The sequence below is a fragment of the Metabacillus bambusae genome, assembly GCF_017497975.1.
Classification (GTDB): Bacteria; Bacillota; Bacilli; order Bacillales; family Bacillaceae; genus Metabacillus; species Metabacillus bambusae.
Genome location: NZ_JAGDEL010000011.1, coordinates 66966 through 92273 on the forward strand (window position 1 = coordinate 66966; position 25308 = coordinate 92273).

General features: G+C 35.4%; 24 protein-coding genes. 7 read left to right on the top strand and 17 right to left on the bottom strand.

All coding sequences use genetic code 11. The annotated features are described in order from the left end of the window. Positions 1 to 95: 95 nt before the first annotated feature. From I7822_RS15230 to I7822_RS15255, 6 genes are all read right to left on the bottom strand, one after another. Positions 96 to 1103 carry a BMP family ABC transporter substrate-binding protein gene (locus tag I7822_RS15230; RefSeq protein ID WP_207979654.1) on the bottom strand — a complete coding sequence of 336 codons (1008 nt, stop codon included), beginning with the start codon at positions 1101 to 1103 and terminating at the stop codon, positions 96 to 98. A 159-nt stretch (positions 1104 to 1262) separates the two neighbouring features. Next, positions 1263 to 2225 (bottom strand): alpha/beta hydrolase, encoded by a 963-nt coding sequence (locus I7822_RS15235; protein ID WP_207979656.1) that lies wholly within the window; start codon positions 2223 to 2225, stop codon positions 1263 to 1265. Between the two features lie 100 nt (positions 2226 to 2325). Continuing rightward, positions 2326 to 2556, bottom strand: coding sequence for an excisionase family DNA-binding protein (locus tag I7822_RS15240; protein WP_207979658.1), 231 nt, complete (start codon positions 2554 to 2556; stop codon positions 2326 to 2328). A gap of 115 nt (positions 2557 to 2671) precedes the next feature. Next, positions 2672 to 4615 carry a PTS fructose transporter subunit IIABC gene (locus tag I7822_RS15245; RefSeq protein ID WP_207979660.1) on the bottom strand — a complete coding sequence of 648 codons (1944 nt, stop codon included), beginning with the start codon at positions 4613 to 4615 and terminating at the stop codon, positions 2672 to 2674. Positions 4616 to 5179: 564 nt separating this feature from the next. Continuing rightward, positions 5180 to 6022, bottom strand: a complete 843-nt coding sequence (pgoN, locus tag I7822_RS15250) for a glyoxal/methylglyoxal reductase (RefSeq protein ID WP_207979668.1) — start codon at positions 6020 to 6022, stop codon at positions 5180 to 5182. A gap of 95 nt (positions 6023 to 6117) precedes the next feature. Further along, positions 6118 to 7314, bottom strand: coding sequence for an MFS transporter (locus I7822_RS15255; protein WP_207979670.1), 1197 nt, complete (start codon positions 7312 to 7314; stop codon positions 6118 to 6120). Between the two features lie 193 nt (positions 7315 to 7507). Here I7822_RS15255 and I7822_RS15260 point away from each other — a divergent pair, with 193 nt between their 5' ends. Then, positions 7508 to 7870 carry a winged helix-turn-helix transcriptional regulator gene (locus I7822_RS15260; protein ID WP_207979671.1) on the top strand — a complete coding sequence of 121 codons (363 nt, stop codon included), beginning with the start codon at positions 7508 to 7510 and terminating at the stop codon, positions 7868 to 7870. A gap of 313 nt (positions 7871 to 8183) precedes the next feature. Here I7822_RS15260 and I7822_RS15265 read toward each other — a convergent pair whose 3' ends face one another. Further along, complete coding sequence (locus tag I7822_RS15265) at positions 8184 to 10136, bottom strand: BglG family transcription antiterminator (RefSeq protein WP_243459485.1); 1953 nt, start codon at positions 10134 to 10136, stop codon at positions 8184 to 8186. A 230-nt stretch (positions 10137 to 10366) separates the two neighbouring features. Here I7822_RS15265 and I7822_RS15270 point away from each other — a divergent pair, with 230 nt between their 5' ends. Next, positions 10367 to 11146, top strand: a complete 780-nt coding sequence (locus tag I7822_RS15270; RefSeq protein ID WP_207979674.1) for a DeoR/GlpR family DNA-binding transcription regulator — start codon at positions 10367 to 10369, stop codon at positions 11144 to 11146. A gap of 1 nt (position 11147) precedes the next feature. Continuing rightward, complete coding sequence (locus I7822_RS15275) at positions 11148 to 12020, top strand: Cof-type HAD-IIB family hydrolase (protein ID WP_207979676.1); 873 nt, start codon at positions 11148 to 11150, stop codon at positions 12018 to 12020. A gap of 101 nt (positions 12021 to 12121) precedes the next feature. Here I7822_RS15275 and I7822_RS15280 read toward each other — a convergent pair whose 3' ends face one another. The 8 genes from I7822_RS15280 to I7822_RS15315 form a co-directional block, all read right to left on the bottom strand. Next, positions 12122 to 13336 (bottom strand): Ger(x)C family spore germination protein, encoded by a 1215-nt coding sequence (locus I7822_RS15280; RefSeq protein WP_207979677.1) that lies wholly within the window; start codon positions 13334 to 13336, stop codon positions 12122 to 12124. Continuing rightward, positions 13333 to 14934: a spore germination protein gene (locus I7822_RS15285; RefSeq protein WP_207979679.1), complete on the bottom strand. Its 1602-nt coding sequence runs from the start codon at positions 14932 to 14934 to the stop codon at positions 13333 to 13335. Before I7822_RS15285 ends, I7822_RS15280 begins: the two co-directional genes overlap by 4 nt. After that, positions 14927 to 16045: a GerAB/ArcD/ProY family transporter gene (locus tag I7822_RS15290; protein WP_207979680.1), complete on the bottom strand. Its 1119-nt coding sequence runs from the start codon at positions 16043 to 16045 to the stop codon at positions 14927 to 14929. Before I7822_RS15290 ends, I7822_RS15285 begins: the two co-directional genes overlap by 8 nt. Position 16046: 1 nt before the next feature. Next, positions 16047 to 16274, bottom strand: a complete 228-nt coding sequence (locus I7822_RS15295; RefSeq protein ID WP_207979682.1) for a hypothetical protein — start codon at positions 16272 to 16274, stop codon at positions 16047 to 16049. Between the two features lie 210 nt (positions 16275 to 16484). Further along, a complete protein-coding gene (locus I7822_RS15300; protein ID WP_207979684.1) occupies positions 16485 to 16649 on the bottom strand; it encodes a hypothetical protein in 165 nt (54 codons plus the stop codon). 33 nt (positions 16650 to 16682) lie between these two features. Then, positions 16683 to 17831 carry a Ger(x)C family spore germination protein gene (locus I7822_RS15305; RefSeq protein ID WP_207979686.1) on the bottom strand — a complete coding sequence of 383 codons (1149 nt, stop codon included), beginning with the start codon at positions 17829 to 17831 and terminating at the stop codon, positions 16683 to 16685. Positions 17832 to 17860: 29 nt separating this feature from the next. Next, entirely contained in the window at positions 17861 to 19426 is a 1566-nt protein-coding gene (locus I7822_RS15310; RefSeq protein WP_207979688.1) for a spore germination protein, read from the bottom strand. A gap of 38 nt (positions 19427 to 19464) precedes the next feature. Further along, positions 19465 to 20559 carry a GerAB/ArcD/ProY family transporter gene (locus I7822_RS15315; protein WP_207979690.1) on the bottom strand — a complete coding sequence of 365 codons (1095 nt, stop codon included), beginning with the start codon at positions 20557 to 20559 and terminating at the stop codon, positions 19465 to 19467. Positions 20560 to 20906: 347 nt separating this feature from the next. On the opposite strand from I7822_RS15315, the gene I7822_RS15320 reads away from it, so the two are divergent. The 4 genes from I7822_RS15320 (at position 20907) to I7822_RS15335 (ending at position 23372) form a co-directional block, all read left to right on the top strand. Further along, positions 20907 to 21077, top strand: a complete 171-nt coding sequence (locus I7822_RS15320) for an aspartyl-phosphate phosphatase Spo0E family protein (RefSeq protein ID WP_207979692.1) — start codon at positions 20907 to 20909, stop codon at positions 21075 to 21077. Between the two features lie 148 nt (positions 21078 to 21225). Further along, positions 21226 to 22128: a cidABC operon transcriptional activator CidR gene (gene cidR, locus I7822_RS15325; RefSeq protein ID WP_207979694.1), complete on the top strand. Its 903-nt coding sequence runs from the start codon at positions 21226 to 21228 to the stop codon at positions 22126 to 22128. 339 nt (positions 22129 to 22467) lie between these two features. Continuing rightward, positions 22468 to 22986, top strand: coding sequence for an acyl-CoA thioesterase (locus tag I7822_RS15330; protein WP_207979696.1), 519 nt, complete (start codon positions 22468 to 22470; stop codon positions 22984 to 22986). A 14-nt stretch (positions 22987 to 23000) separates the two neighbouring features. Continuing rightward, positions 23001 to 23372, top strand: a complete 372-nt coding sequence (locus I7822_RS15335; RefSeq protein ID WP_207979697.1) for a hypothetical protein — start codon at positions 23001 to 23003, stop codon at positions 23370 to 23372. A gap of 78 nt (positions 23373 to 23450) precedes the next feature. Here I7822_RS15335 and I7822_RS15340 read toward each other — a convergent pair whose 3' ends face one another. Continuing rightward, on the bottom strand, positions 23451 to 23864 hold the full coding sequence (locus I7822_RS15340; RefSeq protein WP_207979699.1) for a hypothetical protein: 414 nt from the start codon (positions 23862 to 23864) through the stop codon (positions 23451 to 23453). A gap of 413 nt (positions 23865 to 24277) precedes the next feature. Continuing rightward, the gene (locus tag I7822_RS15345; protein ID WP_279381981.1) at positions 24278 to 25279 is read right to left on the bottom strand and encodes a cation diffusion facilitator family transporter; all 1002 of its coding nucleotides are present in this window, start codon (positions 25277 to 25279) and stop codon (positions 24278 to 24280) included. Positions 25280 to 25308 lie beyond the last annotated feature (29 nt).

A 25308-nucleotide genomic window follows, 5' to 3' on the forward strand; every position in this document is an offset into this window, starting at 1 on the left:
AAAAATAAAAGTAAGTATTAGGAGAATTGTGAGAATTTTGGTACGAAAAGACATATTTTTTATTAATTTCTTCATCACAATTTCCTTACCTCCTTCTAAGGAAACGCTAGTTCCCCACTACTATATCTCTTCATTTCAGTTTCTATATACTTTATATCTTGTTCAGAAAACATTGGCCCAAAAGGAGCCAAGCTATATACTCCGTGACTCTCATTTAGAATTACTTTTCCTGATGGCATACCAGACCCGCTAAAATAATCTTCCATTACGGCCACATATGCTTGTGAAACATCATTCATCACACTCGTTAAAACTTGTTCTTTCCCCATATATGATTGATCATCAAGGTAACCAATGACATACACATTCTCTTTTTTGGCCAAATCTATGACATCTCGATTGTAGGAATTACCTTTACTATAAATAACATCTACACCCTCTGCAATTAACTCCTTCATAAGTTGCGTTGCCTTGACACCATCATCTCGACTTCCAACCGCTTTATAGTACGATTTTGAATTAGGCGCATAATAGGCTAAACCTCTTTCAAATTCAGAAATGTTATTCTCTGGTTCAAATGGATAAAGTACTCCAATCTTATTTGTACTAGTTTTTAAAGCAGCAGATAGTGCTGCAAAGTATTCTATTTCACCTTGATCAAACGTATAAACGGTTTGATTAGGATATTTTGATGACCCATGAATTGTAACAAATTGAACATCTGGATGACTTAGTGCTGTTGCAGTAAAAACATCAGAAAACTCCCGACCATGTCCTATTATTAATTTTGACCCTTCGTTAATTGCAGTAGTTATTGTTTCAATCATCAATTTATCTGTTTCTATCTCACTATAAAGCTCAACATCAACTGGATACTGTTCCTCTATTTTTAATTGCCCTTTATATGCAAGACTCCCCCAGCTTTGATCTGCAACGATATCTGATGTAATAATCGTTACTTTTGTTTTTTCTAATCTATTGCTAGAGCTAGTTTCGGCCTCCAACATAATCCCTTTTGTTTGAAGGATAATTGTTCCTACTATTACAATAACAACAATCAAGGTGATAAATCCTATTATTCTCAGTTGTTTAGATTGTTGCAATTTTTTTCTCCCCTAACTATAGTACTATTCTCCTTCTTCATTATAACGAACCACACACAATCAATCTACAAATATCTAAAAATATCTACACAATTCGACAAAATCTTCACAAAAACATGGGTCAGTCCCCAGCTTTGACCTCGCTGAAGGGACTGACCCTCATAAATATTGTTCTGTTAACCAATCTCTTAGTTCAGCTTTCAACTGTGTGTGAATTGGAGCTGTTGCCTCTTTCTTGTATTGCTTCATTAGATTCAATACCGTCTTCTCACCCTTATACTCTTTAAGCATATGATCCATGTTCTTTATTACGACTGTCTTTGCATCTAGCTTTCCAAGACTATCCACTCGCTTTAAATCCTCTGAATTCGCTTGTACATCCCTGTCACCTGTTATAGCCAATAACGGACACTTTGCCTGTCTTAATGCTTCAATAACATTTTCTGTACGATATAAAAAGTGCTCTCTAAACCATTTAGCAGGCATTTTTTTCAGCTTAAACCTAACTGTATCACCTTCAGAGCCTTCCATTTTACTAAAAAGCTCTTCTGCCTGCTTTACTATTTTATGTTCCTTTACAAGAAACCTTAACAACTTGCCTTTAATCCCTTTTAGTCGTTTAATTTCCTCAAGTGTTTGACGATTTTGATACATTATTGGCTCTTTTAAACTGGTTGCTGCCCCACCAATCAGAACTAATCCTGCAACAGGTGTTGTTTCATTTACCTTTGTTGCTAGAATACATCCTTCACTATGTCCAAGCAAAATGATCTTTTCACTATCAACTTTACTATGCTGCTTTAAAAACGAAATTGTACTTTTTACGTCATTAGCAAGGTCCAGCATTCCACTTGTGATCGGATCGCCTTCACTTTCACCAACAGATCTCTTATCATAACGAAGTGTGATGAATCCTAAATCCGTTAAAAAGTGGGCAAGTTCCTTATATAAATTTGTAACAAGTACAGGTTTTTTCATATTCCCATCTCTGTCTGCCTTACCTGAACCATTAATGATGACAATAGCTGGAAAATGATCAAAATCAGTGTTCGGCAAAGCAAGTGTTCCTTTTAATATTACATCACTTTTGATACTGACTAATTCCTCTATTATTGAGTTCATAAGTGACTATCCCCTTTTATTTTCATTATCAATAATGATAACATTAATCCAAGAATAGTTATAGACTATTTTTTATAAATTTTTCTTTGCAAATTTCTATTTAATCCTCATCTTTTACATCTATATCCTCCGGTATTGGCTCTTTCAGATATTCATCATATAACATTTTATATTTCTCAACTTGTTCTAAGTGTGATTGAAACTGATCTTTATAAATTAAATATTGTTCACCGTCATATAGGGATCTAATTTTCTTTTGGAGAACTAAGCCTTTTACAAGATCCTCTGGTAAAGACAAGTAATCTGCTGTCTCCTTAATCGTTAAATACATTTTTTATCATTCCTTTTCATAAATACTGGAGAATTTTGATTTTATTTACAAATATCAAAAAGCCTTCCCTAAAAAGATTATAAGGAAAGGCTCAAAAAGTAAATATATTTTCTGTTTATTCTATTTCACCAAGAAGTTCAAATGCTTCTTTTTCTGATTGAGCTGCTAACAATTTATCTCTAAAAGTATCATCCATTAACTTACGGGAGAGCATTTGCAGAATTTTCAAGTGTGCATCACCTTGACCCGTTTTCGGTACAGCAATCATAAAAATTAATTTTGCTTCTGTACCATCAAGACTTTTCCAGTCTACACCATCTTGCTTAATTCCAAATACAACTCTTGGCTTAGTAACTGCATCTGATTTCCCATGAGGGATAGCGATGTTCATTCCAATTCCAGTTGAACTTTCATTTTCACGATTAATGATTGCTTGTTTGAATTCTTCTCTTGAAGTTAATACACCTTCACTGTCTAGCTTTGCAATCATTTCATCAATGATCTCGTCACGTGTATTTCCTTTTAATTGCGTATTAATAAGGTTGAGACTTGTAATATCAGTTAATTTTTTGACCTCTTCAACTACTACTTCACTGTCTTTTTCTCGTTGCTGCTCAAACTTATCCTTGTTATCTACTGGCTCAGCTCCTGTTGAGTCCTCCACCAAAGCTATATCTTTCTTTAAGAAGTTAACTAAAATAGCTGCCACAAATGCTCCAGCGGCAATGGCTACAAAGAACATTAACACATTATCTACTGCTCCAAGTACAGCAACAATGGGACCTCCATGTGCCACACGGTCTCCAACACTACCCATCATTGCAATAACAGAACCTACCATAGAACCTGCCATAATACTTGGAATAACTCGAAGTGGATCCTGGGCAGCGAATGGGATCGCACCCTCTGTTATTCCGAATAATCCCATCGTAAAGGATGCTTTACCAGCTTCTCTTTCAGAGGGTTGATATTTCTTTTTGTTTAAAAATGTTGCAAGTCCCATTCCAATTGGTGGGATACAGATCGCAGCTGCAATTGGACCCATGATCTCATAATTTCCTTCACCAATCATTGCTGATCCGAAAAGGAAAGCAACTTTATTTACAGGTCCCCCCATATCAAAGGAAATCATTGCACCTAGAATAAGAGCCAAAAGAATTGAACTTGATCCTTGCATACCTGCTAACCAAGCTGTTAATGATTCAAACACTTGTGCAACTGGTGCACCAATAATATATACGAATGCTAAGCCTACAATTAATGAAGCTATAACGGGAATAATGATGATTGGCATGATTGGTTGAATAGCTCTAGGAACCTTCATCTTCTTAATGGCTAAAGCAACATACCCTGCAAGGAAACCAGCGATGATCCCTCCAATGAAACCTGCACCTGCTTCACTTCCATAAAAACTACCATTGGCTGCAATATAACCGCCGATCATACCTGGAGCGAGTCCTGGTCTATCAGCTATACTATAGGCAATAAAACCAGATAAGATTGGAATCATGAATGTAAATGATGCTCCACCTAGCTTTTCAATTGTTTTCCAGAAAGAATCATCTGGAATCACTAGGCCACCAGGAGTTTTTTCTCCACCAAGTGTTAAGGCAACGGCAATTAATAATCCACCAATTACGATAAATGGAATCATATAAGATACTCCATTCATTAAGTGCCTGTAAATTGGATTTTGTTTATCCTTCTTTGAGCTATTATCACCACCAGCTTTATTTGATTCACCTTTAAGAACTGGAACTTCACCATTCATATGCTTTTTGATGAGTTCCTCAGGCTTACGAATTCCGTCTTGAACCCCGACAACTAATACCTTTTTCCCTACAAAACGATCTTTATTAACTGTTTTATCAGCTGCAATAATAATTCCGTCAGCTTCAATAATATCCTTTTCGGTAAATTCATTTTCTACTCCAATGGAGCCTTGGGTTTCAACTTTCATTGAAACACCTATTTTATCTGCTGCCTTTTGTAAATTTTCAGCAGCCATATACGTATGTGCAATCCCATTCGGGCATGATGTAATCGCTAACAGCTTCATGAAATAACCTCCTTATGTCTTTATCAATCGCTTACATATACTATACTTCATGAATTCGACAAAAAAAGATAAGATTTTTACCGCAGCTACGGAAAATAAGTATTTATCATTTCATCTTATTGGTTAGGTTTCTTTATGACGGAAGCTTTATTCACCATTTTTCTATTATTTGAACATGTTTGCTACCGGATTGAATCACTTTTTACATTTATTGAACCACTTCTCTATGATTTTGTACCTGATCCCTATTAACAACCTCTTTTTGCGGACTATTGAACCAGCTTTTCTTTTATTTGAACCTATTTGCTCCAGAATTGAACCACTTTTTACATTTATTGAACCACTTCTCCTTGCTTTTAAACCTGAACCCTATTTACAACCTCTTATGCGGACTATTGAACCAACTTTTCTACAATTTGGACCTGTTTGCTCCCGAATTGAACCACTTTTTACGTTTATTGAACCACTTCTCCATTCTTTTGAACCTGAACCAAAAACACCGTTCAAATTCCGAACGGTGCTAAGCCTTGCTACCATATGCTACTTTTTTCAACCTTAACTAAATCAAAAATCAAAATTGTCTGGATCTGGGCCAACTCTTACATTTTGATTTAAACGATCAATTTGTTTCATATCTTCTTTTGATAGCTCAAAATCAAATACATTCGCGTTTTCAACAATTCGATGCTCTTTTGTTGACTTAGGTATCGTGACAACACCATTTTGTAAGTCCCAGCGCAAGATGACTTGAGCAATCGATTTTTTATATTTATCGGCAATCTCTTGTAGTTCTTGATTATCTAGTAATTGACCTTGCATTAAAGGTGACCAAGCCCCGAACTGGATCCCATGCTTTTGACAAAATGCTTGGATTTCCTTTTGTGTCAAACGTGGATGGTACTCCACTTGATTAACCATTGGTTTTATTTCAGCATCTTTCATTAATTCTTCAAGATGGTGCACCTGGAAATTACTTACTCCGATGGCTTTTACTTTTCCTTCATTATAAAGAGTTTCTAACGCTCTCCATGCCTCTTTATACTTACCTTCAACAGGCCAATGAATAAGATATAAATCTAAGTAATCCAAACCAAGTTTTCTTAAACTAGTTTCATAAGCTGCAATCGTAGATTCGTATCCTAAATCAGCATTCCAGACTTTTGATGTAATAAATAATTCTTCTCTAGAAATGCCCGTTTCTTTCATAACCTCTTGAACAGCTTGTCCTACACCTTCTTCATTCTCATAGATCGCTGCTGTATCGATACTTCGATAGCCATGTTTAATCGCTGTTTTCACAGCATTTACTAACTCAGGTCCTTCCTCTACTTTAAATACCCCAATACCAAACCAAGGCATTTTTACCCCGTTATGCAAAGTTGTTGTATCTTGTAAATGTTTAACCATTCTATATAAACCTCCTATTTCAACTAAGTTTTTTCAAAATATGTTTCTAACTAAAGAAGGAACACCTCCTTTAAATATTACTTTTCTCAAAAATTCTACGCCGCCTTACTTACCTGATCTTTTCGTTCAAGAGCTCGACTAAAACCAGTTAGAATTGCGGCTAGTAGAACCATCACCGCACCGATCCATGAAGTATGAATGAGTCCAATAGAATCTGTAATCAAACCACCCAAATACGAACCGATTGCAATACCTGCATTAAATGCAGCAATATTAATTGCAGAGGCCACATCAACCGCACTTGGTACAAATCGTTCAGCTAGGATCACGACATATACTTGTAGGCCTGGTACATTCATGAAGGCTAGTAAACCCATTAAGAGTATCGTAATAAGACCAGCTAGTTTAAATGGTGCTGTGAACATCAAAATAAAAAGGACAATAGCTTGGACAATAAACATATAAAACAATGAACCAAGTGGATTTCGGTTAGATAACTTTCCACCAATCATATTCCCAATTGCTATAGCAATTCCGTAAACAAGCAAAATAATCGCAACTGTTTCACTCTTAAAACCAGTAATCTCTTGTAATAATGGAGATAAATACGTAAATACAACGAATGTTCCACCATAGCCTAATGCAGTAATAATGAATAGTAGTAATAAACGACCGTTTGTCACAAGTTTGACCTGATCTCGAAGGCTTGTCGGAAGTCCTTTTCGTAAATCAGATGGAATAAGGATGCTGTTGGCAATAAATGCAATAATACCAATGATAATAATTGCGAAGAAGGCAAATCTCCAGCCGAATTGTTGCCCGATATATGTTCCAAATGGTACTCCTGTAACGGTTGCGACTGTAAGTCCTGTAAACATAATAGAGATAGCACTAGCTCTTCGATTTTCTGGTACTAAATCTGCTGCAATTGTCGAGCCAATGGACATAAACACACCATGTGACAAGGCTGAAATGACCCGAGCTACTAGTAAGACACCAATACTTGTAGCACTTGCAGCTAAACTGTTACCAATAATAAAGATCACCATAATCCAAAGCAATAAGGATTTACGTGACATGCTTGATGTTAAAGATGTTAAGATAGGTGCTCCAAAGGTCACTCCTAACGCATATAAAGAAACAGTTAACCCTGCAGTGGTCACAGGAATATTTAAATCTTCAGCAATTAGTGGTAGTAATCCAACACTAATAAATTCCGTCGTACCAATGGCAAATGCACTCACTGCTAATGCAAGCAATGCCAGAGTACTACGCTTTTTATCTATCGACATAATTTCTCCTCCTATTTTCCGTTTAAATTACTAATAATAGAAACAAACATTAAAATGAATAAATAGTAACTATCGGCTTGCAAATGTTATTATGAATTATGGAAACACAATTGGAAAGTACGCACTTTTTTGTGCTGAAGGCACCTAAAAGTTATATAGGTACTTTTTGGTACCTATATTTAGGAGGGGTTATATGGAGAAAAAGAAGTACAATATATCAGTAGAAGCAACGTTAGAAGTTATCGGCGGCAAATGGAAATGCGTCATTCTTTGCCATCTCACACATGGTAAAAAACGTACAAGTGAATTAAAGCGTCTAATGCCAACAATCACACAGAAAATGCTAACACAACAATTACGTGAATTAGAGCAAGATGGGGTTATTAACCGTATTGTTTACAATCAAATCCCGCCAAAAGTTGAATATGAACTAAGTGATTATGGAAAGAGCTTAGAAAGTATCTTGTCATCCCTATGTGATTGGGGAGAAAAACATATCACAAAAGTGTACGGAGATAAATCTGCTGTCTTAGAAGAGAGTATTTTAAATAATTGAATACTATCATTAATTCCAACATTAACTCTTTTCATTAGAAAAACCTGTTAAATTTATCATTTAACAGGTTTTTCACGTTATCTTTCACTTAGGCTGTTTTCGTAAACTTTGTTGCTATTTACCAAGTAATGCGGTGTGGTTGATTGCAGCGAGAGTTGCTCGCTTTCCGCGGGGCGGGCGGTGAGCCTCCTCGGCGTAAACGCCTGCATGAGTCTCACCTGTCCCGCTTCACCCGCAGGAGTCTCGCACCTCCGCTCCAATCAACCTGAATTAGTTTTTGTTTCAAAAGCAACAATCTCTTAGAAAAGAGGCTTCACTTATTTAACAGCGATAAAAATTGGTCGATCGACATTGCTTCAGTTAATTTCTTTATTAACCTAGGCTGTTCACTAATAGACGATAATTCCCGAAATAGTTGCTTTGTTGCTTGTTGATCTTGATTCGGAACTGCTAGCATAAAGACTAATGAAACCTTTTCTATTTCCCATTCTATTGGATGCTTCAAGGTTGCTACCGCGATAGCAGGCTTCTTAATTAGCTTTGGGTTACCATGTGGAATGGCTATGCCTGATCCAATCGTTGTTGCTGACATCCTTTCCCTTATGATGGCACTATGACCATACTTATTATCCACAAATCCAGCTTCATATAATGCGTTTGCCAACTTTTCTATGATTTTAAAGCGATGATCACTGGCTTGATTTAGGAAAAGGGTGGATGTTTCGATAAACTGATTTAGCATACTATGATGTTGATTTTCTTCAGTTGATGTAGTTTGTTTTGCAATAAATGCTTTAAGCCTTTTTTCTTCTGCCCCTTCTAATAAAGGTGAAATGACAATATGAGGAATCATGACATCAGGGAGATCAATCGTTGATATAATCAGATCTACCTCATGATTAGTTAAATAGTCTCGTAAATCAGCTTTTGCAATACAACCAATTATATTTATAGATTGGATTTTTTTCTCTATCTTCGCATTTAATAATTGTGACATTCCGATGCCCATATGACAAACGATGATCACATTATGGTCATTTCCTATATTTTGACGAAGCCGCTCAATTGAAGCCTGAAAGTGGATCGTTAAATATGCCGCCTCTTCCTCTGGAATTTCAATTGAAAACATATGGTTGATTTCCTCTAATACATGTATGACCGAATCAAATACATATGGGTACATCCTTTTGATTTCATAAAGCATTGGGTTAGAGACCGTAAGACCGTACGTTAAGCGATTTAAAGCTGAGTATAAGTGTATATGCAAACCTTCTTTTAACGAGCTGTCATTCGTAAAATCAACCTTAGTTAGTTCAGTCATATTCGATATGAGCTCTTTAATAATAGCCGAAAGTTGAGCATTCATTTTGGGATTTTCATAGATCTCACTAATTTCTTGATTATGCTGTATCCGAAACCTGCCTCCTAGCAGATGCAATGTAAAATAAGCAATTTCCTCCTCTGAAAAGTGTACAACGAACATAATTTCAAGCTTCTTTAGAAAAGTATGTGCCCATTCAAATTCCAACTTATCCTTTACAATGTTCATATCTTCTTTAGCGAGCGAAATAGGCTGCCCTAATTTCATTCTTCTGATCATCAGGAGAATATGAGTTAAAAGTCTGTCATTTGTTTCATCAGTGAAAAATAATGAATGGATCTGTTGAAAGTCTAGTAGTTCTCTTTGGATTATTTCAATTTCATGCTGTGAAAACTTGTTTAGCAAAAACGCCCACCCAGTTGTTGGTTCATTGTTTAAATCGGACAAATTCGCTAAAGCTCTTCTTTTATTCGTTTCAGAACCCTCAATGCTTAGGCCGATTTTTTGTTTTGATTGTAAGGATAATTCTTTTTGAGTTAACCATTTCTCAAGTTTTTCTAGATCTTTTTTTATTATTGATTTATTAACATAATGCTTTTCTGCAAGTTCCTGCGCAGAAATTGGCTCTCTGCCCATAATGAGTTCATAAGCAATATGTAACAGTCGAGTTGAATCCTCTTCATCTTTAGTCATTGAGCTAGTTAACTGGAGCATTTGAAAAAGCTGAGCTTTTTCAAGATCATCCATATCTATATATACACCCAGACCAGGCTTGCGAATCAACTTTGCACTTGTGTTTTCTCGCAAATAGATTTCAATTGTTTTAAAATCATTTCGAATTGTTTTCTCAGAATAACCTACGCGTTCCGCGATATCCTGTACAAATAATGGCTTTCCAGATTCAGTTACTAATATTCTTAAAATTTCTTTTTGTCTTTCATTCATACTTTTCACCTGTTTCTTGATTGTAACGCCTTACATTTATCTACTCCATTTATACCATAAGACGTTCCTTAATAACAAAAACAGTAACGAAATTCACTTGCTTTATATATATGTCATTCGGCCATATTGCTTATTATTCATAATTTAACTTGAAGCACAATTAGAAATCACTTATAATTAATTATAAATACTTATATATACTTAAAAACACTTAAACAAGGGCTGATTTAATGTTCCAAGAAGAAAGATTACGCTCAATTATCGATTATTTAAAAAAAGCGAAACGAATATCTGTTGATGAAATCTGTAGCCTTTTTGACGTATCAAGAGATACAGCGAGAAGAGATTTAGTAAAACTTGAGGAAGATAAAGCGATTATCCGAACACGAGGAGGAGCCATTCTTCCTTCAGGCCAGCATGTGATTAAGGATTACTCTAACCGTTTAAGCCTAGTCTCATCCGAAAAGAAACGGATTGGAAAAAAGGCTGCCTCACTAATAATGCCTGGTGATTATATTATTCTTGATACATCAACAACCGTTCAAGCATGTGCAGAACATTTAGAGGATATTGAATGTACAGTTATCACGAATTCTATAAATCAAGCAGATATTTTAGCGAAGAATTCACAAGCCCATATTCAATTACTTGGTGGTGAATTCCACAAAGAACATCGTTATTTATACGGAACTTCTGTCATTGAAAAACTTTCACATTACCATGTAGACAAAACGTTTATTGGTTGTGTCGGTATTTCTGAGCAAGGTTTAACAGTTGCACATGAAGAGGATGGAATGGTCATGCAAAAAATGATTCAGCAAGCAGATCAAGTGATCCTCCTAGCAGACAATACAAAAATTGGTGTTACTGGTTATTTTCGCTGTGCAACCTTAAACGATATTGATTTATTTATTACAGATCAGGAAATAGATGAAGAATTTCAAGAGCTTCTTGAGAAGCATGGGGTGGAATTACTGATTGTGTCTCAATCACTTGATGGAGGTCGATAATATGACGAAATTGATTGCAATCGATTTAGATGGGACTCTCTTAAATAGTAAGAGTCAAATAAGCACTGAAAACCTTGAGGCAATAAAAAATGCTCAAAATGCTGGGATTGAGGTTGTTATCGCTACTGGTCGTGCTCATTTTGATGTGCAAGCTCTTTTTAAAAACACTGGGGTAAAAACGTGGATTATAGGGGCTAATGGGGCTACGATCCATGCACCCGATAGTTCACTTTATTATTCACAACCAATCGAACCTGAGCTAGCCTATGATATCCTACGTTCTTTAGAAGAAGATGGCTACTACTATGAAGTCTTTAGCAAGGAATGTATTTTCACACCTCAGAATGGAAGAGAACTTTTGAAAATAGAAATTGATCGAATGAAAAGTGCAAACCCTGAGGTTAATATCTCTAGCTTAGAGGAAGCTTTAGTAAAGCAATTTAGTCAAACTGGTTTTTGTTTTATTGATTCTTATAAAGATATAAAGAATGCTTCTGCTGAGGTTTATAACATCCTTGCTTTTTCGTTCTTCGAGGAAAAATTAGCAACAGGGTGGGCAAAATACGGAAACATAGATGCACTAACTATCGTATCCTCAGCACATCATAACTTTGAGCTTGAACACTGCGAGGCATCTAAGGGGAATGCCTTAAGACGCCTCTCGAAGAAGCTCAATATTCCTCTTACTAGCACAATCGCAATCGGTGATAGCATGAATGATGTTTCGATGCTAAAACTAGCAGGAAGAGGAGTTGCGATGGGCAATGCAAGACAAGAGGTTAAAGAAATTAGCGATGAAATTACTTTGACAAATGATGAGCATGGTGTTGCAAAGATCATCCAATCAGCTATCAATAGAACCCTCATTAAATAAGACATATGTAATTTTAGCCAACCAACCCTCGGCGTAACATCTTTATTGGTGGCGTGACGAAGATGGTTGGCTTCATTTTTTCATAATCATGTTCTCAATTGTTACTCTTTATTTGTTTTTAGATCTGTCATAAAACTTTTATTTTTAATACCTGATCGCAATAAATGAAGATCCACCTCAACATCGACCTCAGCTTCTGCAAACACTTCATCCCATTTGCTTTCTTCTTTTTTGAATTTTTGAGGGTCTTGGCGATATAATGCTTCTCCAAATCCAAAGATGTCTACACCATATTCTTCTTGTATACTCTGTATCGTAGAAGTGATATCTTTTTTTACAAACTCATTAATCTTTTTCTCGTATTCCATAAAAACGTCGATTTTCGTTAGATCGTTCGTACATTCTGACCCTTGTATTTTTGTTTCCCCTGTAATCTTCACGATAAGTTTGGGATTGTTATTTTTGTAACTTACCTTAAGTTTAGTATTAGACCTAGAAACCCTTACATCAAAATAAAGCTCTTTCTCCTCTTTTCCTTCTTCACACGGTATACTTAAGCTCGTATGTTTTAACTTTTGTGTCCATAAATAAGCTCTTGTTTCCTTCAATGGTATAGACCCAAGCATTTTATCATCCTTAAAAATGGCAATCCCATCTATGAGAATAAGCGCCTCTGGTTCTAATGATTTATTATTCTCAACATTTTTCCCCTTCTCTACATCACCCTTTAGTACAACAGTTGCAGCAACTGGATTTTTGCCTTTAGAAATAATAGAAGATATAAAATCAGTCAATCGCACGCGGGGATCTCCTCCCCATTCTTCTAGAAATGTCTGGATTTGTTTATGTAGTTTTAAAGATGGACTTTTTTGAATAGGGTAAGTGATTTTTGTGAAATCAGAGGCAGGATTTCCCTTTGTAATAAGAATATTAAAGTCATTACGGAAATGTCCGCTTCTCTCTAAGAAATCTAAAAATCCAAACAATCCTTCTCGTGCGATTTCCTCATTGATAAAAAGGACTCTCGTATGGGAATAGATCAGCTTACGGTCCAATCCAACATTCATTTTATTAGATAATTCCGAAAGAGAGTTTCCCTCTAATGAATAAGTAATAACCGGTGTATTCCCTAGGGCTCCTTGTTTTCCATACTCTGGAGAATTAACGATTTCAACCGTCATCTTATACTTTTTTTCTTCGCCGGGATCAACGGCAATTCCTGTAACTATTGATACGTCATTTAACTCTTCTTTATCCCAACAACCGGTTAATAGGAAGGACATTAACACAAAAAAACCAATCATTTTTTTGTTCATTTTGTTTTCTCCCCCTGTGAACTCGAATCAGGTGGAGAAGGTCGTGACGATCCTTCCTCTTTTACTGGAGCATCTGTCACTAAGTAGGAAGGTCTATTTCGATCTGACCAAATAGGGAATCTTATAAAGACGTCTTTCTGGTCCTTTAGCTTAAACGGTGCTACAGGTGTTAAATAAGAGACTCCGAATGTTCGTAAACTTACCAAATGAATAACCATTATGATAAGTGAGATAAGAATTCCATATAAACCTAAGGAAGCTGCCATAAATATTAAAATAAATCTTATAAGGCGAGCAGCGATTGAAAAATTATATATCGGCGATACGAAGCTTGCAATTGCTGAGAATGCAACAACAATGACTAATACATTGGATACTAATCCAGCTTCAACAGCAGCTTGTCCGATTACAAGAGCACCTACTATAGAAAGCGTTTGCCCAACTGCTCTAGGCATTCTGACCCCCGCTTCCCGTAAAACTTCAAATGTAAGTTCCATTATTAATATTTCAATAACAGCTGGAAATGGTACTCCCTCCCTCTGACCTTGAACACTTATTAGAAGCGGAGTCGGTAAAAGCTCATGGTGATAAGTTGTTAATGCCACATACAATGAGGGAAATGTTAAAGTTATCATAAAAGCGGTATAGCGAACGATCCGTATAAAGCTTGTCATAAAAAAAGGCTGGTAATAGTCTTCTGTTGACTGAAAGAAATCTGTAAAAACAGAGGGAACGATCAATACAAAGGGAGTCCCATCAAGAAAAATCGCAATTTTCCCTTCTAATAGATTCCCACTAATACTATCTGGGCGCTCAGTGTTGAAAATGAGAGGAAAAAAAGTAAAGTTATCATCTGTAATAAACTCTTCAATATTCCCAGTATCTAGCACACCCGATGTCTTTATTTTTTGAACTCTTTGTTTTACTTCATCTAATATATCCTCATTAACAATTCCCTTCATATAACCAATTACGAGCTTTGTATGTGAATCACTTCCAACATGAAAATTTTCAAATACTAGCCGCGGATTCTTTATTCTTCTTCTAACTAATCCGATATTTGTATCAATATCTTCTACAAAACCGTCCTTTGGTCCCCGGATAATCGTTTGTGTACTTGGCTCATCAATTGATCGTTTTTCCATTCCACCAATGTTCAAACCCAAGGCCTTCATATGCTCATCTACTAATATTACTGCAAAGCCGTTGAGCATCTGCCATACAATCTGATGGAGTGTCTCTGCATACTCATATGCAACTGCTGGAAAATAGGCTTCCCTAATTTTATCAATATCTTTATCATCTTCTTTAACCTCTTTAAATGCGTCTCTTAAAGGTTCTAATACTTGTGAATTTAGCTCATTTTTATTCAGTGTAGTACCTAAATAGCAAACACAACCGTTCTTGCTACCTATTTTTATATCAATTTTCTGATAATCTGATGTTTGATAAAATAACTCATGCAAACTCTTTAAATTAATTTCTAGCTTAGGGTCATAATTCTTTGGAATACCTTCCTTGTCAAAAATCTCTTTCTCAGTTGTTTCCCCACTTTTTTTATTTTTTCTACGCTGAAACATATAAGAAAGTTTACTCATAAACTTGACTCCTTTTCCTGCTTTTTCTTGTTTTCCATAATAAAATAGGGAGTACTATAGCAGGGAAACCAAACTGAAATGGCATATGCATATACCAGGGTACAAACTTGAGACCTTCCTCTATGTGCTCTACAAAGTTATAGCTAATAACTACTGTGAGAAACCCAATAATGGTACCCATCGGAAAGGTCAAGGTACGATAGGGCCTTTTCGTAATAAGCTCCAGCCCTTTTAATCCTCCATAAAAGAAAATACTTACCTTTACAATAATCCCAAACATAACGAAAAAAACAATGATCAAATCCACCCGTTCTATAAAATTTAATAATGATATTTCGCGTGATGCACTTAGTAAGGGAAAATTAGCTCTTTCTTTTAAATCTACTCCTAAAGTAGCAATTTGAACAAGTGAGCCGTATGTTAACAATAAACCACTAGTTAAAACAGCTGCTGCACTAACCCTTCCAACCTTCTTAATTTTCCCCACATAAACAATAATTACTGTAAAGGCAATGGCTTCACCAAATGGAAAGGTGAGCAATTGCGGAAATACTGCTTTTAATACAGGTCCAAGTCCATTTGAAAGCACCGGCTGTAAATGGTGAAATTCTAAGCCTCCTGAAAACCATATGCCTAATCCTGTTGTAACGATAAATGTCACAACATATGGAAAGAAAACTTCACTTGTACGTCCTAACACTTCCAAACCATGTTGTAGCATAAAAATGATAACAAGCATCATCGTAATACAGATAACTTCGAGTGGAGTAAACTCAAAAATTGTTGAAACTAGTAGCTCACAAAAATCTCTTAATACTCTTGCTGAAAGATAAAAAAAATAAATTACATACAAAAGAGTGAAAAACTTTCCAAACCATTTCCCAAAGCAAAAGACAAATAATTCAAATAGATTCTTCCCAGGTAGCTTTGATAATAGAAATACATAATAAAGCATGATACCTACCCCAATAAATGTAGCTAGAATAACAGCTATCCAAGCATCTTGCTTCGCCTCATTACCGATCCCAACCAAGGTTGCACTACCAATTTGAAAGCATATAATAATAATGTATAACTGCCAAAGAGATATCTTCTCTACAAGATTACTCATACTAGGATTTCATTCCATTCTTTTGAAGCTTCCCCTTAATTCCGGCTACAATTGGATAGATAAACCCAATGAATAAAAAGATATACACCATCCATTTATTTGTTCCAGGGGCAAAACTAAGGATTTTGAGTATTTCGGTTATCAAATCACTCTTATATATAAATGCATCGATACTTGCTACAAGAACAGTAAGAATTGTCAGGATCATTAGAAACATGAATACTCTCATCGAAACCTTCCTACAACCATATTTTTACGTCGTCAATTTTCTATATATGGATTATTATGGTCAATAAAGGACATTTTAGTATTTTTTTCTCAATCCTTTCAAAATGATCACTAAAAGTATACGATTAAGAAAAGACTGATTGATGATCAGTCTTTTCCTAATTACGTTTTTAGAAGCAAAAGCTGTAAAAACGATTAATATTTTTTAGATTTAAATAAACGATCGAATAACCAACATGATACTTAAAATGAACCCTATCAACCCAAGACAGGAAAAGACGATTAATTCTTTTATTTCTTTTTTCCTAACTAGTTTTGGGATTTCAAACGCAAAGATGATGACAAAAATGACGAAAATCAACAAAAACTTAGACATATATCAAACCTTCTCTTACTAAGTGATATGATACTATTTAGTTAAACCGATTCTTCTTACGTATACAGTGGGATGAATCGATACTTCTAATTCTGTAAATCTTTCATTCCAATCTTTTTTATATTTATCATTCCATTGTTTTGGATATTTTTTGTACACAGCTTCTCCAAAACCAAATATATCTGTACCAAGATCGTCTTTTGCCTTATCTAATACACTTTGAATTCTATCTTTAACTTCCTTCTCGATCTCAACCTGTAATTTATCGATGTTTTTCGAATCATCTAAATTTAATTCGGAAGCGTTTTCCATTACATTCATTTCTGATGTAGTATTTACAGCTATTTTTATCTCTCCATTTTTAATTTTAGGAACAATTTGTGTTTCCGTTCGAATAATATTCGTGCTAATATGACCACCACCCTTTTCTTCTGGGACTTTGACGGTAATGACTCCAATCTCCATTTCATCTCGCAACCATAAAATTCCTCTCGTTTGCGATTCGTTCATCCACCCAACCAATTTATCATCTTTAAAAACTGCCGCTCCTGTGATCGCTTGTGTTTTATCAGTCCCAGCACTACCTCCTATTTCCATTGGTTCTGACGCAAATTGGGGAGCTACTGGCTCTAAGCCTTCAGTAAGGAGCATATCGAGAAACTCTTTAATATTTATGGACAACCCCACACTAAGCTTCGTTAGCTCTCTAGTTTCTTCAGCTGTCACACTTTCTAATGTAGGTTTATTCTTGATGATTTCAAAGGCTTTGCCTTTTGTAAACATAATATAGCTATTCATCCGAGGCTCATGAAACCTTGAATAGAAATCAAGAATATGGGAGACACCCTTTTTAGCGAGTTCTTCCCCTATTATTAAAACCCTACTATGTGAAAAGAATATGCGTCTTGATAACTTTCCTTGAAGATGTCTATATGCTTCAGAAAGTGTGTCACCAGTATCTGAAATCATAAATGTACTATTTTCGCCACCACCTGCTGTACCACTAGTTGGACCTAGCTTTGATGGGACCGCTACTTGAAGTGATAAACGAATTTTATCGTCTTCTAGATCTAATCCAACAGCAGTAACGATTGCAATATCATTTATTTCAATTCGATTCCAGCAACCAGATAGCAAGAAGACTGACATTGCAAAAATGAACAATATTCTAGTTGTTTTCATCTGTACCATCCTGCCCTCTTAGAAGCGATTTAATATTTACGTTTCTTTGATACTAACCTCTTTAAATTCCTTTTACCAGATTGCTCTGGTCTTTCATTCATTCCCCACCAAGGAACCCTAATAATGACATCCTTAAGATTATTGAAATTAAATGGAGCAATAGGTGCCAAGTAAGGAACCCCAAATGAACGGAGCTGGACAAGATGAACCAGTATAAAAAATCCTCCTAACAGAATCCCATAAAATCCAAGCAGTGCTGCTAAAAACATCATCAAAAAACGAAGAAGCCGAATCGCCCCTGTCAAGCTGTAGCTCGGGAACATAAACGATGCAATCCCTGTAATGGAAACAACGATAACCAATGGGGCGGAGACAATTCCTGCTTCAACTGCAGCTTGACCGATAACTAATGCACCAACAATACTTACTGTCGACCCAATTGGTCTAGGTAGCCTTAATCCAGCTTCCCTTAAAGCTTCAAATGTTATTTCCATTAGCAATGCTTCTACTACAGCAGGGAATGGTACCTTCTCTCGAGAAGCAGCGACACTAAACAAGAGGTTTGTTGGTAATAATTCCTGATGAAATGTTGTTACGGCAATATAAATTGAAGGAAACAACAGGGCAATTAATAAAAATAAATATCGAATGCATCGGATAAAGGATGCCATGAGAAACCTTCCATAATAATCTTCTGGAGAAGCCATCATTTGAAAAAAAGTAACTGGTACAACAAGTACAAATGGACTGTTTTCAACAATTATTCCAACTCTTCCCTCAAGAAGGTTCCCAACTACACGATCTGGCCTTTCCGTTTGTAATACTTGAGGAAATACAGAGTAAGGATTGTCTTCAATAAATTCTACAATATATCCACTATCCTCAATTCCATCAATGTCTATCTGCTTAAGTCTACTTCGTACTTCTTCAATTAATGACGACTCTGCAATGCCTTCAACGTATGTTATTACGACCTCAGTTTTAGAAAGTCTTCCCAACTTCATGCTTTCCAATTTAAGCTGTGGTGATTTAATTCTCCTACGAAGCATGCTTGTATTTGTTCGTATGTTTTCAGTAAAGCCCTCTCTCGGCCCTAGTACTACTGCTTCTGAAGCTGGCTCATCTACTGATCGTTGTGGCCATGATTGTTCACTTATAAAAAGCGATTGTTTGAACCCATTAATGATGATGACTGTCCCACCAATAAATAAATGATCAGCAATTTGTTGAATAGTATCTCCTTTTTTAACTTGTCCTGAGCTTATTTCATCTTCAATATCTTTCATTGTTAAGGATTCTCTTTTTTGTAAATCTTCATTATGGTTTAATAACGGATCTAAAATATTATTTTCCATTCTTTTCATATCTACTAGTCCATCAAGGTATAGAATAATTGCAGTATACGTTTTATTTATGTCAAATTTTCGATAAGTAAAGTCTGAGGAACCTTCAAACATTCGTCTAATTTTATAAAAATCCTCTTCAAGAGCTCCTGTTAAATAATCAGTTTTATCCTTATTGGTATGGGTATTGCTATTTTTATTCATAACTTTTTGAGTAGAGCTTAAAAGTTTCATCAATCTTTTCATTTTCATTCCATACACCTCCCAAAAGGATGAATTATATTCCACATTTATGACAGAACTTTTTTACGAATAAATGCTATACAAAGAAATAAAATCGGCAAGATGATGTGCAGCAAAGTATGAACATATGTAACAATTAAACCAAAACCAATTTCTAAATGCTTTACAAAGTCACTTCCAATTACTAAGGATAATGGTGTTATTATTGTACCTAAACCAAGTATGATTGCTTTCTTGCTTTTCACACTGAATAATTGCGCGATCCCTACTGCTGCACCATACATCCATGCACCCATCTTGAAAAAGACACCAGCCACCATCATTAGAATAATTAATGCATCAAATCTTTCTAAAAAGTCCGCAATACTTACTAACCTTGTAGCTGAAAGTAGCGGGAAGTAATCCATTTGGTATAGCTCTGGACCAACCACAGATATGATTAATACTGAATTAATCGTGAGCAGGATCCCACCAATTAAGATCACAGCAAATCCTACCTTACCTGCATTTTTTTGATCTTTTAAAAAAGGAAGAAACATCATAATAATGACAGTTTCTCCGAAGGGGAAATTTAGACTCTTTGGATATACCTCTTTTAATATTGGTTTTACTCCATTCCCTAAGATAGGAGTAAGATTTTTAAATTGAATAGATTCAACACTTAATAATAGAATCCACACAATGGTTAACGAAAACATAAAGATTGGAAATACCGCCTCCCCCATACGGCCAAATATTTCAACCCCCCCACGTAAACAATAAATCACCAAGACCATAAAGCTCCCAATAACGACTACTAAAGGAGTTTTAACTAGAATTGTTGATACGATCAGATCACCAAAATCGCGACAGGCTCTTCCAGCGGTGTAGATAAAATAAGCAATGTACAAATAGATGACAGGATAAGCAAGGTATTTCCCTATTAACTTCGGAATGATCTCAATCAATGTCATATTCGGATAAAAAGATGCTAGCTTTACATAAGTACTCATTAAGACGAGACTAGATACAGTAGCAACCAAAATCACTATCCAAGCATCCTGCTTTGCGCCTGCGCCTAACCCCAGAATGATTGTTGTCCCAAATTCAAACCCAATTAGAATATAAAAAAGTTGAAGTGAGCTTATTTTTTCCTTTTCCACCTGTCACTCCCACCAATTCCTTACCATAAATTTTCGCCTCTGGTTAAATTTATCTTTTCCGATTTAATCCTCGTTATGCGTTTTTAAACAATTTTAAGAACTATAACGCCAATATATTATGTAGAGATTCTTGTTTTTTGTTCTGTAAGAATAAAAACCTTCCGCTAATAAATTGGAAGGTTTCATCGATTTTGTACGTATTTAAAAGTTTTTAGTCGATCCTTTAGGGAACTTCTTAAGGAAAAATGTCTTTTTACTAGAAGAATTGTCGAAAGCATTTCAAAATCCACCAAAATCATTAATAATAAAGTTATATTTACCATACCTATTAGTGGGAGCAATGAACTATGAATACAAAATATTACTCTGAATTAACATATAAGATAAATCTAGTAAGAAAACTTATGATTGTCACAGCGCAAACAAAGGGATTCAATAATCCTGAAACAATTAAATATAGTGAGGAATTAGATAGACTTATTTTTGAAACACAAGTATTTTTAAAATCCTGCAGTTAGTCTATATTGCCAAATTTGCTGCCCATTAAGCATGGGCTATTACCTCTTAGAATTAATAAATATCTATCTGTTTCCACAATACTTGAATTGTCGCAGATTCATGATACATTAAATACCTGTACTAGATTATACAAGTAGGTGGAATTCATTGGATATCAAACAATTACAATACTTTATAGAAGTTGCAAATAATAATAGCTTCTCCCGGGCAGCCGAGCACTTATTTATTACTCAACCCACAATTAGTAAAATGATTAAAAACCTTGAAACAGAATTAGGTGTGCCATTATTTGATCGCTCTCGAAAAAAGCTTCTCTTAACCGATGCAGGACATACAATATTAGAACAAGCAAAGTTGATCAACAAAGCGTTTACGAATTTAGAAATAGAGTTAGATAATCTTTTAGGTTTGAAAAAGGGACATATTAGAATTGGTTTACCACCTATATTTGATGCGCACTTTTTCCTTAAAATCATTGGCTGTTTTCACGAAAAGTACCCAGGAATTACCTTTCAATTTGTTGAAGATGGATCAAAGAAGATAGAAGATGATGTGGATAACAATCTCCTCGATGTAGGTGTTGTTGTCCTTCCAACTAACAATGAAATGTTTGAACACTTTTCTTTTATGGAGGAAGACTTGAAACTAATCCTCCACCCAACACACCCATTAGCTAACAATATTGAAGTTAATTTAACAGAATTAGCAAATGAATCTTTTATTCTTTTTAATAAGGATTTTGTTTTAAATGACCGGATCATAAATGCTTGTAATAATATTGGCTTTAATCCACATATTATTTCTGAAAGTTCCCAATGGTCCTTTATTGAAGAAATGGTTGCCTCAAAGCTTGGAATATCCCTTTTACCAGAAAGCATTTGCCGTCATCTAAACAAGGATGTCCGAACAGTAAAAATAGTAAATCCTTCGATCAGCTGGAACCTTGCCCTCATTTGGGGGAAAAACCAATACCTTTCGACTGCAGCAAAGGAATGGTTACAGTTTACGAAGGAACATCTGCAAATAAACATCCATGAAAGCTTCAAATAGGCGACCCCAGTTAGGGATCGCCTACTTTATTTAGAAAAGAAATTTGAGATACCTTCTTTTTGCCACTACTTGAAAATCTCCCCCCTTCCAGCTCATTCACTCAATTCACATTTGAAAGCATTTACATAGATAAAAGCTATACTTCAGATAAAATATAACCATTTTACTTAACAAAAACTCAGGTCTACACTTGTATCAAGTGAACAATAACTTTTTTCTTAAATGGTTTTTGGTACCAGCCATTTTTAACAAGCTTCTGTATCACTTTATCATCTCTATGAAGAAATGCAGAAGGAAGCACATTCCTGTGCAAATCCAATATGAAAGGATGCATTAAAAATGGAAGCTATAAAAACAAAAGAAAGCCGCATTGTTAATACAGATCAAGTATTATCATGTGATTTAAATAATTATAATACTCTTTTCGGTGGAGTTCTGATGAAAAAACTCGACAATGTCGCAACTTTATCAGCACGTAGACATTCTAGAGTAAAGGAATGTGTAACAGCATCTACAGATTCTATCGACTTTTTATGTCCAATTCACCAAACTGATTCAGTCTGCATTGAATCATTTGTTACCTATACAGGAAAAACATCTATGGAAATTTTTTGTAAAGTAATTGCAGAAGATATGATGACAGGCGAACGTAGGATGGCTGCAACTGCATTTTTAACATTTGTTGCATTAGACGAGAAGAAACAACCAGTTGAGGTTCCTGGTATTATCCCAGAAACAGAAGAAGAAAAATTTCTCTACAACACTGCTAAAGAAAGAGCGGAAATGCGCAGATTAAGAAGAAAGAAAAGTAAGGAATTAGCGGAATATATTACAGTTAGAAAACCATGGGATAAATAAGAGGAGGGCGAATAATGATTACCATATCTAGTCATGATGAATTGATGGCCACCGAAGAAGCGGTTAAACAATTAAAACGGGACTTTCCTCAACTTTTTGACAAACTATTGCATGTCGTGAATTTAACAAGAGCATTCCAATTCAAATTTCAATATATGGGTTGTTTAATTATGGATGAAGAAGTTCATAATTGCACACCTAATTTTGTTTATGGGTCTGTTTTACGCTTATATAAGAAAGAATTACAAAAATTAGTCAATGACATGGATTCACAAGTTATAAAGGATTTTCTTGCAGAAAATAAAAGTATTGGCTATGCAAAGATTAGTTTATTACTTCTTGGTCATAAAGCCGAATCGTTAGTAGGCTCATCTTCTATTCAATAAAAAATCCACCACTGAACGAAAGTGGGCTAACTCGGTTAGCACCCATTTTCGTTCAGTAGTAATCATATTTCAAGTCATTCAAAGTGCCTTTTGACTTTTGCTCTTGTAACTCTCTTTATCCTTATCAAGGAGGATATTTAGCGCTATAAGATTTACCGCTTCGTTTTCACCGAAAACTGTTATTTCCTTATTTGTTCTATTTATATAAATATTCTCTTTATTAAAACCTTCTAAATTCATTTCACCCATAGAATGAATATATTCAAACGTTTGTTCAAGAAAGTTCGGTTGATTATTAGACAGTAAGTATGTTAACGCATCACGGTGGGCAATTGTTCGTTTCCAATTCCCATTGTTATACCAAATAAGTTTACTTGCTGACGCTTCATCAGGATAACCATACTTATTTATTAGCTTAAAAGCACCTTTTCTCAGTTTTTCTTGCCATGTATTTAAAATTTCGTCTACATATAATTTATATTTGCTATTCATATTAATACCTCCCAAATAAGCTAATAAACAGTATATGTAGGTGGTCTCATCGAATTGAACATCATATTTCTCTAAATAAATATTATATTATTGAAGGCTCTTTTCTAATAGTTGTTTTTTAATAAGTTTCTTGAACAAAAATTGTTCTGATGATTGGAACGGATATGCGAGACTCCTGTGGGAGTAGCGTGGCAGGTGAGACTCATGCAGGCGCTGTGCGCCGAGGAGGCTCACCGCACGCCCCACGGAAAGCGAGCATCCTAGAGCTCCAATCAACTATCTCAACACTAATTACCAAGCAACAAAGTTTGCGATAACAGCCATATTGAAAAAATAAAATGTATTTAGCATGCACTAAAAAAATTACGACACAAATAAACTCAAGCAAAAATACTGCTTGAGTTAGTTTAGTTTCAAATCAGACCATTTAACCGATCTGGGGACAGATCCATAATCCCATCATCCTCTATAATACCGAGAGTAACATCGGTAATATCTTGATCAGATATAATATTATCTTGTACCCTGAATTTTATATCATCTGCAACTGCAAGTGAAAGTCCTTTTCTTAATTCAATTAGGCCCTCAACATGATAATAACGACCTTCTTGTATTATTCTGAGTTTTTTAATATCTGTAACATCTTCATCACTTAATATTGTTTTGAACACTTTTTCTTCAATATCCTTCGGAGCAGCTACCCCTATAAGTCCAACCATATTATCAAACCCTACTCTAAAGGCTACTCCAATCATTAAAAAACCAATTAGAATTGTAGCTATACCATCCAAGCTTGTGAAATCAGTAAATGCTGTGACAATGATTGCGATTAAGGCTAATAATGCCCCCGTAACAGCTACGATGTCTTCATAAAAAACTAAACGAGTAGGCGGTGCTGCACGACCAACGTTTTTAAATGCCGCTATGGCTATTCCCCATCCTTTTGCTTTCTCTACTCTTGCTTCCTTTAAAATTTCTTTCATTGCTTTTAGTAAAATACCACCATCAATAACCAAGTTAATGATTAATACACCTATACTTAACCAAAACCCACCAGTATTTTCTACAGGGTGATGTAGTAAATGCCAGCCTTCTTTGATTGTTTCGTAAGCCATGATAGTCACAACAATGACTGCGATCATACAAAAAATGTTGATTACACGACCAAAACCGGTTGGAAATTGTGGCGTCGGCCGTTTTTCTGATAAAACACTACCAATAAACACAAACCCTTGATTTACTGCATCTGCAAGTGAGTGCATTGCAGATGCAAACATCGCCCCACTCCCACTCATTACATAGGCAACTGCCTTACATGCTGCAATAATCCCGTTGCCAATCATTGCAACTGCAGATGATTTATTCCCCTTTTTAATTAGCGATATGAATCCATTATGATCTGTATCATTACTCAAGATTAACGCCTCCATAAATCAGCATTTTA